The organism is Enterococcus pallens ATCC BAA-351 (genome assembly GCF_000407485.1).
Classification (GTDB): domain Bacteria; phylum Bacillota; class Bacilli; order Lactobacillales; family Enterococcaceae; genus Enterococcus_A; species Enterococcus_A pallens.
On sequence record NZ_ASWD01000006.1, the window covers coordinates 19268 to 33521 of the forward strand.

Consider the following 14254-nt stretch of genomic DNA (forward strand, 5'->3'; position numbering starts at 1 on the left):
TCTGCTATTATACCTTGTTTTCATTGGATTGGGTAGTGAGCTTTTAGATAGTCCCCTAAGACACTGCGAATAAACTCAGGGAATAAAAACTCATACTCACCAGCAATTTCAATCGTTGGAAAGAACGGCAAGAACATATAATGATCCACTGTAGCAATAGTATAGCGTGCCGTAGGATCAATGGGCTCGCCCAGCCAGCAAACTTGACGATTTACCGAGTCATAAGATAAGCCTTCATAAACCAAATGGCCGAAGACCTTGCCGCGAAAGCCCATGCCGATGACTGGAAAGTTGATTAAAAAATGACGGTTTTTCTCCATCTCTAAAATTAAGCGAATCAACTCCTTGCCAGAAAAGGTCACTCGGATTAGATGCATTGGATGAGGTAAAGCGGTATGCAGCTGATCCTGATTAACGATTCCAGCTGGAAGATCACTCAAAAAAAGACCAGAATTCAAAATAGCTACATCTGTCCCAGCCTTTTCTTTGACTGCTTTCAACGTATATTCAATCATAGGATGCTCAGCATGAATGTCGGCACTCATAGCAAACGGCAGGTCAGCTACAACCTTCTCTGACAACAACCGATGGCCTTCACTTAAATACCCAGCAATTTCCGCTTGATCTTCAGGTAACTCCAGCATTTTATCTGTCGCGTACGTATGGGCAGAGGTTCGGATAATCTGATGCTCTTCATCCAGATAAATGTGCACTTCCCCCACATAATAACCATATTTGCCTGCTGCCGCTACCTGTACCTTACCAATCTGTTCGCCCCGTTCAAATAAATGATGGGTATGGGAACCTAAGATGATGTCAATCTCAGGATGTGTTCGAGCGATGTAGCGATCTTCACTTATTCCTAAATGACTCATTAACACCAAAACATCCACTTGTGGCCGTAAGCTCGCAATTAAATCCGGCAGCATATCCTCCACTTGGCGAATATCCCAGCCATTAGGATTATAAGTTAATGGGAAGGGCGCAGTCAGAGCCAGTAAGCCTACCTTTGTTCCGCTTTCTGTAGTGATAATCTTATATACCTGCGACCAATCAGGCGCCTGTAACGTGGGCTTATCAAACAAATTGTCTAAGATCACATCAAAATTAGCCTCATCGTATAAGTGGTTTAAGTCGTCCTTTGAGTTTCCCACCCCCTCATTGTTACCGATTGTTGCTGCATCATAACCAATTTGATTCATCAGTTCTACATTGGCTTGCCCGTTAGTTGCTTCAGTCAGCGGGTGCCAACGATCGACAAAGTCTCCAAGATCCACTGTAATCACCGCTTGATTGTTCCGTCGATCCTCCTGTTGGCGCGTGTGCAAAAAGCGGCGAATCTTCGGCCAATTTTCAAGATGAGAATGTAGATCGTTCGTATGTAAAAGGATAATTTTTTCCATAATTTCGCTTCTCTCTTACCGGTTTTTGTTGGTTCTATAGTACCATAACCGTAATCTATTTATTGAATGGGAGGCATTAAATCCATGAAATTTGAAACTTCTTTAGGCACTTTGTGGTTGGATGCTAATGAACAGGCATTGACTGCTGTTTCCTACACCGAGATTTCTGAATCAAAGATCGCAAATCAAGATATACTTAAACAAGCAAAAGAAGAAATCTTGCTGTTTCTCGAGGGCCAGCTGACAATCTTCACTGTACCTTATGAATTTACTTATGGCACTGCATTCCAACAAGAAGTTTGGCAAGCCCTTGCACAAATTCCGTACGGCAAGACCTGCTGTTACCAAGACATTGCGGAACAAATCCAGCGACCAAAAGCGGTTCGGGCAATTGGACAGGCCAATCGAAAAAATCCCTTGCCCATTATTATTCCTTGTCATCGAGTGATTGGTAAAAGCGGTCAGCTTACTGGCTATTCCGGCTCAAGTGCAGAAGGCTTGGCGATTAAGCAGCAGCTATTGACAATCGAACTAAATTAAAATAAAAAACGAATTACATTAGTATAGCCCTCATCCAAGCTAGGATGAATAGAGCTGATGCTAATCGTAATTCGTTTTTTCTGGATACTGCGTAATGCGGCCGAGAAGACTCGAACTTCCACGATATTGCTACCACTAGCGCCTGAAGCTAGCGCGTCTGCCAATTCCGCCACGACCGCATGAATCTAGAGTAAAACAAAGCTTGGAATTTTGCAATGATTTTTATTCTAAATATCAAAATTAGTCGTTAATATATTCCTCCTGCGAAAATTCAGTATCTTCATATTCGCCATCGTCCTTGCCATAATAGCGATTATAGCGTTGTTTGAACTTGCGAAACAGGAAGACGCCGAAAGCTTTGATGACTGCATATGTCGGTACTCCAAAAACTAATCCGAACAGCCCAAACAGATTCCCCATAACTAATAAGACCAATACAATCGTCACCGGATGAACCCGCAGCTGTTCCCCTAATACTTTTGGTTCAATGACATTCCCATTTAGCACTTGCTCCACAATCCAGACAACAATTAAAGCCAGCAGCATTTGGAAGGACTCCAACAAGGCAATCACCGCACAAGGAATAAAGGCGATGAACGGTCCAATGTAAGGGATGAACGACGTAATCGTCACTAACAATGACAAGGGCAAGGCATAAGGCATACCAATAATTAGGAAACCAACAAAGACAATCACACCATTTGCCAGAGCGACAATAAACTGTCCTTTTAAATAGTTGCCGACTTGAATATCCAGAATTCCTCCAAGCTCGTTGGCATCGTCCCTAAATTTTGGTGGCAGCAGCTTCAAAAAGTAGTGCTTGAACTTTTTAACATCCTTTAATAAGAAAAACGCAATAATTGGGGCCGTCAGCAAGATCACAAAAAAACCGCTAACTGTAGAAAAAATATTGCCCACAAATTGTTGAATATCTCCTAATGAATCCGATAAGACATTAATAACCTGTCCAACTACATCCTCTAAAGAGCCAAAAACATCTTGAACCGGCTCTTCAACAATCGTTCCAGCAACAAAGTTTTGAACAGTATTGTTGAAGTTATCGACATGCTGCGGAAAATCAGTAATTAAGCTAAAGGTCTGGCTATAGAGCTTAGGAACAGCCCAAATCCCAAAAGCAATCATCAGTAGAATCAGCACTAGGCCAATTCCAACAATCGTATAAATTCGCTTAACCCCTTTTCCCTCAAAGTAATTAACAATGGGGTCTAATAAGTAGTAAAAGATCAAAGCAAGTAACACCGGCGCAAATAAGGTTCCCAAAATAATTCCTATTGGTTCAAAAATGAAGCGCACCAAGTAGAAAATAAAGATTAATGCTCCTACCAGTACACCGGCAATTAAAGTAAAAATCAAGTTGCGGCCACCGATAAATTGGATCCAGCGGGTCGTCTTTGTCGAAGGTCGTTCCATTTTTTATCAAATCCTTTTTCTTTTATTGTAACGAAACAATCACTATCCCACAAAAAAAAGGCCTGTAGCAGACCTTTAGTTGTTATTAGCCGAACGTTCATCCTCTTTCACACGATCAATGGCAATCACTAGTGAAATAATTAAATGCTCGTAAGCCTCATCCAAAATGGTAACCTCATAGGTATCGCCCCAGGAAATCCAGCGCTTATTAATATCAGCAATTCGTCGTCCATCTTTTTCCACAATGAAATCCATGTCCCACCAGTTGCCCTGTACCGACATTCCTTCTGCTTCAATCGAATAATGTGCCTTCAAAAAAGTCAGATGTTTAGCAATTTCGATCATTTCCTGACCGTCAATTTCTACAAAGAATTTTGGCAGTAAGTTAATCGTCTTTTTTGTGATTTTGCTGATTTCTCGTCCTTGTTCATCCTCAATTCGAAAGGTTTTAGGAATTTTCAGAAAGCTTCCTTCCACATAGTAGCGCGGGTTCTCCTGTTCATCCATCACTGTAAACTTTTCACCAATACTGAATACCTTTTGCTTAATATAAAGCTTTTTCATGATTTGCTGCCTCCTGTCTTGGAATTGTCACTCATGTCACCAGTATTAATAACTGGCTGAGTACCTTTGTCGGTAATAATTGAAACCAGCAGATTATTGATTAATTGAACCTTTCGATCATCGGTAAATTGGATATCCTGCCCATCCTCAATTTGTTCAAGAGCCATTTGAGTCATAGTCACGGCTCCTTCAACAATCGTTTGGCGAGCTGAAAGAATCGCACGAGCCTGTTGACGCTGCAGCATTGCATTGGCAATTTCTGTTGCATAAGCCAAATGGTTCAATCGGGTTTCAATCACTTCGACACCAGCAATTGCCAAACGTTCCTGTAATTCCTTGGCTAATTCCTCAGAAACCTTGGTAGTATTCCCCCGTAAAGTCAGGTCATCCTCATTAAAGGTATCATAAGGATACTGTGAAGCAATGTGACGAATCGCTGTCTCACTTTGAATCTCGACAAAATCTAAATAGTAATCCACATCAAACAGTGCTTTGGCAGTATCAACAACCTTGTATACCACAACTGCCGAAATTTCAATCGGATTCCCGTCTGAATCATTCACTTTCAACAGCGAGCTGTTAAAGTTGCGTACCTTCATAGACACTTTGATTTTTTGTGTCAAAGGAGTTGTCACAAACAGACCATTTTCCTTGATCGTTCCAACATATTTTCCAAAAAACAAAACCGCTTTAGCCTGATTGGGACTAACAATAGTCAACGAACTAATGAACAAGAAGGAAATCCCCCATAAAATTACGGCTAAAATAATTAATCCCACTCGATTAGTTGTACTTCCTTGATAAACAAACCAAACACCTGCAATCATAATTAAAACTAACACCAATAAAGCGGCATATCCGTTTACATGGAAGGCCTTTTTCTCTTTCACTGCCAACACCTCCAACTTATTTCCTACAGTGTACTCCTATGATTAAGCAGATTCAATAAAATAACCAGTAGCTTATTTTTTGAAAAGAATGTGGAAAGCTTCCCAAACTTTTTCTTTAATTTCTTAAAAAAAGATTTTTTCATTGCAGAATAAATGATAAGATGAAGCCATCATATAGAAGGAGGCTACTATGCTCTCACGTTTCAAACAGTCGAAGTTGTTCTTCTGGACAGCCGAAATCGTCTTAACGATTATCGGAATTTACTTTATTTTGCAAATGCCTAATATTTTTGAACCCATTTTAGGCATGCTTTCAGCAGTGGTATTGCCCTTGCTGGTTGCCGGATTTCTTTATTACATGTTTGATCCCATCGTCGTATTTCTGGAAAAACGCGGTGTTCCCCGGGTCTTCGGCTTTCTAATTTCTTTTGTGATCATTGCGATTATTATTGTTTTAACAGCAATGAACGTGATTCCCCAATTAATTGAGCAAACGGTTCAGTTAACACAGAACTTGCCGTTGTACGCTGAAGAAACTGGAAAATGGTTAACTGAGCTGGCTCAGAGAGACGAATTTAGAAACTTTAATTTGGAAGAGCAGCTGGCTTCGGCTAATCTCACCATTAACAATCTGATTAATTTGGCAATCGTTAGCGTGACCTCCAGTCTGTCGCGAATTGTCAGTGTCGCTATGCAATTTTTCGTGCTGCTGTTTACGGTTCCCTTCATTTTGATCTTTATGTTTAAGGATGGACACAAATTTCTTGATGCAATCTCACAATTTTTCCCGTTAACGATTCGCAAAGAACTGCGTCAAACTGTACGGGAGCTAAACGAAACACTGTCTGCTTACATCAGCAGTACCGTGTTGGATGCGTTTATTATCGGAATTTTGAGCTTTATTGCCATGACTATTTTTAAACAGCCGTATAGCTTATTGCTGGCGATTTTCTGTGGAGTCACCAATATTATTCCTTATGTTGGACCATTTATCGGGGCTGTGCCAGCGGTGATTGTAGGATTTTTTATCTCACCTTTGCAGGCGTTGTACATGGGGCTTTCTATTCTAGTCATTCAGCAGCTAGATGGGAACTTAATCAAACCATTGCTGTTTGGTAAATCCTTGAATATTCACCCACTGACCATCATCTTAGTATTAATTGGTGCCGGAAGTGTCGCTGGAATCATTGGCATGCTGATTTGCATTCCAGTCTATGCGGTAATCAAAACCTTAATTATTAATATTCATAAGATTTACCACATTCGTCGGGAAAGTCAACTCTTAAAAGACGATACGAGTTCTTCGAATACGTTACAATAAACAAAAAGCCCATGAAATCCAATTAGATTTCATGGGTTTTCTGTATTTAGAAACTGCCATAACAGTCTTTTGAAATAATTTGTCCAGAATCTTTTTCATAACGAATAGTAACGGAAATATAGCCGCCATCCTCTAAATCCTTTTCCCAGTCCGCATCAACAACCGTTGGTCTGGTTTCGTCGCCCTTGTGAGTATAGGTCCTTGTCGGTGGTCCAACAATGTCCACCAGCTCTTCATAAGAGCCGCCATGAGAATACGTTTCAGTTGAGATATCCTCTTCCTCATCATACTCTACGTTGGTAGTTGCTACTTGAATGTCTTCATAGATACTGCGGTCCCAGTTCTTCACTTCATAAATATAGTCTAATGCTTCCTCTTCTTCAAGATATGCTTCATCGGCATAATCATTCGAAGCTATTGAGTTAGAGGAATTTAGCAAGTCACTGTCAGAAACTGCGATCCCTAAAATTATCAATGCGATCCCTGCTGCTATACTTAAACGCGGATGTCTTCCCGACCAAGTTTTCTTTTTAGGCGTTGCTTTTTTCATCATATCCGTCGCCCCTTCATTTTTTGCTGCTATTACTCTTAATTTCATAATAGTATAAGGAAAGTAGGGAAAGCAATCTTTTTCGAAAAAAAAAACAGGCCTCAGCCTGTTGAATGGTTGTCTATTTAATTTCAGACACATGCCGGATCCTGCTTAGTGCTGCTTCCTTCCAGACCTGACACAATTCACAAGCCCGACATTGTCCTAGCCTTTCGGCAAAAAATAGTATAACAAATTCTAGTCGTCTTGGCTAGTCTTTTTCATTTGTTTTTTCTTTTCTCTTAATTGCTGGAAGAAATTAGTGAGTAAGTTCCCACAGGTTTCCTCTAAAATACCGCCCTCTACATAAGCGCGATGATTAAACCTCTCATCAGTCAGCAAATTCATTAAGGTGCCTGCCGTTCCCCCCTTGGGATCATACGCGCCAAAATAAACTTCCTCTACCCGAGATAAGATCATCGCTCCACTGCACATCGGACAAGGCTCCAGCGTGACAAACAGTTGGCATTCCTCTAAGCGCCAGCTATCCAAACCTTTACAGGCCTTACGGATCGCGAACATTTCAGCGTGACTAGTGGCATCTTGGCTGTGCTCCCGTAAATTATGCCCCCGACCAATAATTTCCTTATTGTGGACAATGATTGCTCCAATTGGCACTTCAGCAACTGCCTCCGCCTTCTTCGCTTCTTTGATCGCTTCCTGCATATAATAATTTTTTTCTTCTTCAGTAAATGAACTGATTCGTTCCACGTACTTCACCTCGTGTTTAACTTTAGCATATTTTAGACAAAAGTCAGTAAAAATTTTAGGATATTCAGACTTATGACTGATTTTAAAAATTCTCCTTGGTTGTATGATAATAGTAGATTCGTTCAACAAGGAGGGTATCATGAGAAAATATAAATATGTAATTGTTTTGGCTTTATTTCTTATGGGCTTCCTACTGGTTGAACCCTACCTAAGCAAGGACTGCATTCATCGCTGGGCTGCTGTTGCCGATCGGCTCAATCCTTTAGTTAAAGAGGAGACGGTCTATATTAGAACTGCCAACAGCTCTGAGGCGATTCTTCTAAGTACCGCTAAAGAAAAAACGGTCTATATTACAACCAGCTATGATAATCACGGGCAAGCTCGAAAGATAAGCTGCCATGAATTTGATAAACACATGACTTCTGGTCGCTACCTGGAAGTTGTCACCAAAGGTCAAAATGTTCAAAGCTGGCGCGAAGTGTTGCCCGCTCAAGTTCCAGCAAAGGCTCGTGAGCAGTTAAGATAAATCCAAACGTAAAAAACGCCTGTTGCCAGATTTTTCGCTGGTAACAGGCATTTTTCTATTAATCCATTACGTTCTCAACAAAGCCCATAATCTTATCTTTTAAATCATCCGTGGTTTCTTTGATGGAATCACCGTATACAGAAACACGTTTCTTGCCATCTTTGATCTTACCAAGAATGTTCATCAGGTTGTCTAAGTCATCATCAGACAATTTGTCGACGATGTCCATTACTTTCTCATTACCGTCAAACTTATCACTCACAAATTTTTTCACTTTATGGCGATTCGATACATGACGGGCCTTGTCCAAAATTTTGCCAGAGGCAATCACTGCTGTGGCAACGCTAGCTACCGCAATGACACTTACACCGATCTTAATTTTCGTTGCTCTTTTCATGGGTATCAGCTCCTTTATTTGCTACATTAATCATACCACACTCTAAAGATGAACAATAATAAGAACTCTCTCTTTTTATTTTGATTACACGAGTAGTTAATTCCTTTTCAGCTTGCTATACTGAGTAGAAAAAGGAACAGTTATGATGATCATTAATGAATACTCTGCGTCTCATCCAAAATTCCAACAAGCTAAGCAATATGGATTAAAACACTTATCAACAGCTGATGGAGAAGGAATTATCGATCACGAAGCCTTCGACCTTTCAAAAAAAGTCTACCTCGCTAGTTTAAACGATCAAATTATCGGCTTTCTGTTAATTGCTGAGGATGGGCTGCTGGAAAAACTAGCAACAAACAATTTATTCGAACCACAACCATTGAAAGGTCTTTTGATCCAACAGCTGTTTGTTGATCCAAATTTCCGAAGACAAGGTATCGCTCAAGCACTTCTTGCCTCCGTGGAGCAGCTGGGAGAGACCCTGTATCTCTACGTAAGTGATCGGAACACTTCAGCAAAAAAATTCTATGCTCACAGAGGATTCCACACTATCGGTGTCTACCAGGCTCCACAACACAATAACTTTAGCAATTTCAAAGCCTTTTTATTAATGAAAGCCGCAAAAAAGCTGTAAACATCCTAATTGAATGCTTACAGCTTTTGCTTAATTTCGGTTCCGATTGCCGCCAAACAGGAGGATCAATCGCAACAATTGTAAGAAGGTTGCTAAGGCAGCTGCCACGTAAGTCAACGCTGCGGCCGTCAGTACTTTACGAGCGGCTTGCAATTCATCTGGCTCCAGCATGTTGCCATCTCGCAGAATTGCTAGTGCTCGACGAGAAGCATCAAATTCCACTGGCAAAGTAACCAGCTGGAAAACCAACGCTAGTGAGAAGGCTGCTATTCCGATATTAATCAGTGTAGAATTCCAACTCATGAATACACCAATCATAATAAGCGGAAACGCAATAGTTGAACCAAAATTGGCAACTGGCACAATCGCATGCCGAATTCTCAATGGTGCGTACCCCTTCGCATCTTGCACTGCGTGACCACATTCATGGGCAGCAACACCAATTGCGGCAACAGAAGTAGATTGTGCAGTAGCTTCCGACAAGCTTAGCATCTTATCTCCACTATTGTAATTATCCGTTAGATTCCCTGCGATTTGTTGTACACCTACATTGTTGATTCCTTGACTCTGTAAAATATACTGGGCAGCTCGAGTTCCCGTCAATCCATCGCGACTGCGCATTTCATCATATTTACGAAATGTGGAGTTGACATAGGCTGAAGCGGCACCACTAATTACCAATCCGAGGATAACTAAAAAGAAGGTCGGATCGAAAAATCCAAATCCATAGCCGTACATATACATTTCCCCTATCTTAATCTTTCTATTATAAGTGTAACAGAAAGCCTTGAAAAAAGTGTGAAGCCCGCCCTAAGAAACTCTCTAGAGCTTTTTAACAAATTCTGATTTCAGCTTCATCGGACCAAAGCCGTCGACTTTGCAGTCGATATCATGATCGCCTTCAACTAAACGAATATTTTTAACCTTGGTTCCTTGCTTGATCGGGTTAGAAGCCCCTTTAACCTTCAAATCCTTGATTACAGTTACACTGTCGCCATCTTGAAGAAGATTGCCGTTGCTGTCCTTCACAACTAATCCTTCTTCAGCTGATGCGTCTTCATTCCATTCATGTCCACATTCCGGGCACACAAACATGCTGCGGTCCTCGTAAGTATATTCTGATTGGCACATTGGGCAATTTGGTAATGACATGTCTTGTCTCCTTTTTTGTTTGATGCCTTATTTTAGCGAAAAAAGCGCCCTTTGAAAAGGGGCTCTCTTATTTTCTTCCTATTCAATGAAAAAGACAGCCTCCCCGAAAGGAAGCTGTCTCTTATCTATTTACTAACTAATTCGCCAATAATATCGTTAGCACTTACTTCTTTAGATGTCTCAACCGTTAACTGCTCTACTTTATCGCCATTGGTAAAGGCAACAATCATGTCGGTTTTCTTTCCAGCCGCTTTGATCGCTGCTAAATCTGCCTGAGCAATCATTTGACCCCGGCCCACCTGTTGACCAGCCGTCACATAAACAGTAAATGGTGCTCCACCAAGATCTACAGTGTCTAGTCCCATATGAAGCAATACTTCCACTCCTGTAGGTGTAGTAATTCCTACCGCGTGTTTTGTCGGGAAGACACTAGAGATCGTTCCAGCCACTGGAGAAAAGATTTCGCCAGATACTGGTAAAATCGCATAGCCGTCACCCATCATTTTTTCTGAGAAGACATCATCAGAAACTTCAGTAATCGGTACTAGCTTACCATTCGCTACTGCAAATAATTCTTGATTCTTCGACACGGGTTCTACAGCTGCTGTCTCGACAGCGGCATTTGCTGTTCCAGCAGCACCATGATGCAGACGATTCATTTCATCAGCTACAAATTGTACTTCTGTTCCAACAATAACTTGAATATTTTTATCATCAATGACCTTCAAGCCAGGAACACCAGTTGCTTTAATTTTGCTTTGATCAGCGGCACCAGTATCCTGCAATTGTAAACGAAGACGAGTGGTACAGTTATCAATTGTCATCACGTTAGCAGCTCCACCTAACGCATCATAAATTCTTTGCGCCATCACTGCATGCTTGCTGTCTCCAGTAGTATCAATATCTGGTGTTTCTTCGCCATCGCCCTCTTCACGTCCTGGAGTCATTAAGTTGAATTTAGTAATTACGAAACGGAAAGTCACATAGTAAACAACAGCCATTACTAATCCTAATAGGATCAACATGTAAGGTTTATTAGCAATTGGCACACGCAAGCTTAAAACGAAGTCAATCAAACCAGCACTAAAATTGAAGCCGGCTGTCCATTGGAAAGTAGCCGCAATAAACATTGAAATCCCTGTTAAAATTGCATGTACCACGTATAAAGGCCACGCAACAAACATGAATGAGAACTCTAAAGGTTCAGTTACCCCTGTAAAGAAAGAAGCGAATGCAGCTGCCACCATTAAAGAAGCAGTAACCTTTTTCTTTTCTGGACGTGCACATTGGTAAATAGCTAACGCACCAGCTGGCAATCCAAACATCATTACTGGGAAGAAGCCGGCTTGGTACATACCTGTAACACCCTTGACACCTTCACTAGCCCAGAACTTACCAATGTCATCAATTCCCGCCAAGTTAAACCAAAATACATTGTTTAAGGCATGGTGCAAGCCTGTCGGAATCAGTAAACGGTTAAATAGTCCATATAATCCTGCACCTATCGGCCCTAAACCAGAAATGAACTCACCAAAGGTTACCAATGTGGTATAAACCGGTGGCCAAACAAAAATTAGAGCAGCTGAAACAACCGCCATCATTCCTGCTGTAACGATCGGAACCAGTCGTTTCCCACTAAAGAAGGAGAGTGCCATTGGCAACTTCACACTGCTAAAGCGATTGTACATAGCCGCAGCAATCAGACCAGCTAAAATTCCAACAAAGACATTTTTAAAGTTAATTGCACCAAAGGCAATGTCTACGTCTTCTACTGCAATTTTCTTAAACATAGCAACTGCATCACTATTTACTAATGTCATTGGTGTCAAGAATGCCACTAATCCAGCTAAAGCTGAAGCACCATCCTTATCCTTAGACATCCCCAAGGCTAACCCAACTGCGAACAAAATACCCAAATTATCTAAAATTGTACCACCGGCTTTAATTAAGAAGGCTGCCAATAAGTTATTGCCGCCCCAACCGCTAGGATCAATCCAATACCCAACTCCCATAAATAGTGCTGCTACTGGTAAGGTAGCCACCGGTAACATCAATGAACGACCCATTCGCTGCATATAAGCTTTCATTCTTTAATCTTCCCCTTTACGTTGATTTTTTGCTCCCCGCAATCGTTCTACGTGTATCGCTAAATACCCTAGCTCCTCTGTAGTGATTGCCAGCTGATAATTTTTCATTAAAAAGACGCGAATCTTTTTAGCAACTTGGTAGCTCTCCGTATACTTGCTGCGAACCATCTCGATAATATCTAAGTCTAAAGAAGCATACCGCTGATTCTGGTACCGCTGCAGCAATAAGCGCAAATGATTTGCTAAACGAGAATAGTCCAAAGCCATCTCTTTTGAATAGATATCAACACCCACCTCTTGGGCAATGATGTTGATAACCTCTGAAATAATCGTTACTTCGCGAATACTAGAGTAATTATTACTTTTCCCCATACGAGCGCTGTGAATATGGATAGCGATATAACCGGCTTCGTCATAACCGTAAGGAATATTTAGCGTACGATTCAGATAATCGACTGCCCACTGGGCGATAGCAAATTCTTCATTATACAGGACTTCAATCTCACTTAACAGCTTGTTGCGAATGACAATGCCGTTGGTGATATTTTGCGCCGCAAAAGCAATATGATCAGTCAAAGCAACAAAAATATGTTCATTCAGCTTTTCCATTAGAACGGTTTCTGCGTGATCAATAATGTGCTCTGCCGCAAAAAAATATTTTTCATCAATTTGGTTTAATAAGTTCTGTAGCTTTTGCTGTCCTTCCGGTTCCATCACGAACAAATGCTCAATGTCTTTTGCAAAAATCAAATCGTTCTTTTGCTTGCTGAAGCCTACCCCTTTGCCGATTGCTACCTTCTCTTCCCCATGATCATCTACCAACACTGCATTTTGATTCAAAATCTTTTTAATTTTCATAACTCTTCCTCATTCTGCAGAATTTTTTACTGTCTTGACTAGTTCTTGGCCAGAGAAAAAGACATGGAAAGAAACACAAGGTCGCTTCCTTGTGAATTCCTTCCATGCCTAGTATGATCTAGTCACATGAAACAGTATTTGTTAACAATTTAATTGTATAGACCAATGGCCAGTTTGTCAACCGCTTTCTTAAAAAAATTTAGCGCTTAAATTCTGCACACAAAAGCTGTAATTCTCGATAAATTTCTGCACGCTCTTTCTCATCATACGCATTTGCCCCGCTGGCTAATGGATGTCCTCCGCCGTGGTGCTTTTTGGCTAATTCATTGATTACTGGTCCTTTTGAACGCAATCGCACACGATAGTAGCCTTCAGGTTGTTCCACAAATAGTCCCCAAGCCATCACATTATCAATTACTCCAGGTAAAGGAACTAACGAAGAAGTTTCCGAATCAACGATATCGTATTTTTTCATAATTTCTTGACTCAGCACCACTTGTCCCGCACCATTTTCATCTACTTCCAGGTTCTGATAGAGGTAACCGGAAAGTTTGGCCACCTTCAAGGAAATTTGTTCAATTTCGCGATTCAGCTTGGTTGCATCAAAGTGATGGTCAAGCAATTTAGCTGCAACTCGCAAAGTATGAGAAGTGGTTGCCGGATACAAGAAACGTCCAGTATCTCCGACAATCCCACCATACAAAAGACGCGCCGCATTTTCATTTAATTTTAGCTTCTGATCAAAAGCTAAATCTGCAATCATCTCACTACAGCTGCTGGCATTCGTATTGACCCAAACGATATCGCCATAGGGATCATCATTGGGATGGTGGTCAATTTTAATCAATTTATCCCCTAGAGAAAAACGATCATCACTGACTCTAGGGGAATTAGCTGTGTCTGTCACAATAACCAAAGCCCCTTGATACAGACTATCCTCAATCGTCTCCATGCTGGCTAAAAATTCCAAGCCCTCAACTGAACCACCTACTTGATAAATTTCCTTTTCAGGGAAATTGTTACGCAGGATTTCTGCTAATCCCACCTGGGAACCGATCGCATCTGGATCAGGACGCTTATGCCGATGAATAATGATTCGGTCATATTCTTTAATTGCTGCAATAATTTCTTCCATTGTTGTCATGTTATGC

The 14254-nt window shown here is 41.1% G+C and carries 16 protein-coding genes, 1 tRNA gene and 1 other RNA gene; 4 read left to right on the top strand and 14 right to left on the bottom strand.

Going from position 1 to position 14254, the window contains the following annotated elements:
- Positions 1–20 precede the first annotated feature (20 nt).
- Positions 21–1403 carry a bifunctional metallophosphatase/5'-nucleotidase gene (locus I588_RS21675; RefSeq protein ID WP_010756164.1) on the bottom strand — a complete coding sequence of 461 codons (1383 nt, stop codon included), beginning with the start codon at positions 1401–1403 and terminating at the stop codon, positions 21–23.
- 84 nt (positions 1404–1487) lie between these two features.
- Here I588_RS21675 and I588_RS21680 point away from each other — a divergent pair, with 84 nt between their 5' ends.
- Positions 1488–1943, top strand: coding sequence for a methylated-DNA--[protein]-cysteine S-methyltransferase (locus I588_RS21680; RefSeq protein ID WP_010756163.1), 456 nt, complete (start codon positions 1488–1490; stop codon positions 1941–1943).
- 95 nt (positions 1944–2038) lie between these two features.
- Here I588_RS21680 and I588_RS21685 read toward each other — a convergent pair.
- From I588_RS21685 to I588_RS21700, 4 genes are all read right to left on the bottom strand, one after another.
- Positions 2039–2122: transfer RNA gene (locus tag I588_RS21685), tRNA-Leu, on the bottom strand.
- A gap of 61 nt (positions 2123–2183) precedes the next feature.
- Positions 2184–3374, bottom strand: a complete 1191-nt coding sequence (locus I588_RS21690; RefSeq protein WP_010756162.1) for an AI-2E family transporter — start codon at positions 3372–3374, stop codon at positions 2184–2186.
- A gap of 75 nt (positions 3375–3449) precedes the next feature.
- Positions 3450–3938 (bottom strand): LURP-one-related/scramblase family protein, encoded by a 489-nt coding sequence (locus tag I588_RS21695; RefSeq protein WP_010756161.1) that lies wholly within the window; start codon positions 3936–3938, stop codon positions 3450–3452.
- A complete protein-coding gene (locus I588_RS21700; RefSeq protein ID WP_010756160.1) occupies positions 3935–4828 on the bottom strand; it encodes an SPFH domain-containing protein in 894 nt (297 codons plus the stop codon). Before I588_RS21700 ends, I588_RS21695 begins: the two co-directional genes overlap by 4 nt.
- A 190-nt stretch (positions 4829–5018) precedes the next feature.
- Here I588_RS21700 and I588_RS21705 point away from each other — a divergent pair, with 190 nt between their 5' ends.
- Positions 5019–6149, top strand: a complete 1131-nt coding sequence (locus I588_RS21705; protein ID WP_010756159.1) for an AI-2E family transporter — start codon at positions 5019–5021, stop codon at positions 6147–6149.
- 46 nt (positions 6150–6195) lie between these two features.
- Here I588_RS21705 and I588_RS27395 read toward each other — a convergent pair whose 3' ends face one another.
- The 3 genes from I588_RS27395 to tadA form a co-directional block, all read right to left on the bottom strand.
- Positions 6196–6702 (bottom strand): hypothetical protein, encoded by a 507-nt coding sequence (locus I588_RS27395; RefSeq protein ID WP_081632986.1) that lies wholly within the window; start codon positions 6700–6702, stop codon positions 6196–6198.
- Between the two features lie 121 nt (positions 6703–6823).
- Positions 6824–6910, bottom strand: an RNA gene (gene ffs / locus I588_RS27040) — signal recognition particle sRNA small type.
- A gap of 26 nt (positions 6911–6936) precedes the next feature.
- On the bottom strand, positions 6937–7449 hold the full coding sequence (gene tadA / locus I588_RS21715; RefSeq protein WP_010756157.1) for a tRNA adenosine(34) deaminase TadA: 513 nt from the start codon (positions 7447–7449) through the stop codon (positions 6937–6939).
- A gap of 139 nt (positions 7450–7588) precedes the next feature.
- On the opposite strand from tadA, the gene I588_RS21720 reads away from it, so the two are divergent.
- Positions 7589–7975, top strand: a complete 387-nt coding sequence (locus I588_RS21720) for a YxeA family protein (protein WP_010756156.1) — start codon at positions 7589–7591, stop codon at positions 7973–7975.
- A gap of 58 nt (positions 7976–8033) precedes the next feature.
- Here the strand turns inward: I588_RS21720 and I588_RS21725 are convergent, their stop codons facing one another.
- Positions 8034–8372: a hypothetical protein gene (locus tag I588_RS21725; protein WP_010756155.1), complete on the bottom strand. Its 339-nt coding sequence runs from the start codon at positions 8370–8372 to the stop codon at positions 8034–8036.
- Between the two features lie 142 nt (positions 8373–8514).
- On the opposite strand from I588_RS21725, the gene I588_RS21730 reads away from it, so the two are divergent.
- Positions 8515–9006, top strand: a complete 492-nt coding sequence (locus I588_RS21730) for a GNAT family N-acetyltransferase (RefSeq protein ID WP_010756154.1) — start codon at positions 8515–8517, stop codon at positions 9004–9006.
- Between the two features lie 30 nt (positions 9007–9036).
- Here the strand turns inward: I588_RS21730 and I588_RS21735 are convergent, their stop codons facing one another.
- The 5 genes from I588_RS21735 to I588_RS21755 all read right to left on the bottom strand — a co-directional run bounded on the left by I588_RS21735 (position 9037) and on the right by I588_RS21755 (position 14247).
- Positions 9037–9744 (bottom strand): zinc metallopeptidase, encoded by a 708-nt coding sequence (locus tag I588_RS21735; RefSeq protein ID WP_010756153.1) that lies wholly within the window; start codon positions 9742–9744, stop codon positions 9037–9039.
- Positions 9745–9828: 84 nt separating this feature from the next.
- A complete protein-coding gene (locus I588_RS21740; RefSeq protein ID WP_010756152.1) occupies positions 9829–10158 on the bottom strand; it encodes a zinc ribbon domain-containing protein YjdM in 330 nt (109 codons plus the stop codon).
- Positions 10159–10283: 125 nt separating this feature from the next.
- A complete protein-coding gene (gene nagE / locus I588_RS21745; RefSeq protein WP_010756151.1) occupies positions 10284–12245 on the bottom strand; it encodes an N-acetylglucosamine-specific PTS transporter subunit IIBC in 1962 nt (653 codons plus the stop codon).
- Positions 12246–12248: 3 nt separating this feature from the next.
- On the bottom strand, positions 12249–13103 hold the full coding sequence (locus tag I588_RS21750) for a PRD domain-containing protein (protein WP_010756150.1): 855 nt from the start codon (positions 13101–13103) through the stop codon (positions 12249–12251).
- 199 nt (positions 13104–13302) lie between these two features.
- A complete protein-coding gene (locus I588_RS21755; RefSeq protein ID WP_010756149.1) occupies positions 13303–14247 on the bottom strand; it encodes a DHH family phosphoesterase in 945 nt (314 codons plus the stop codon).
- Positions 14248–14254: the final 7 nt, after the last annotated feature.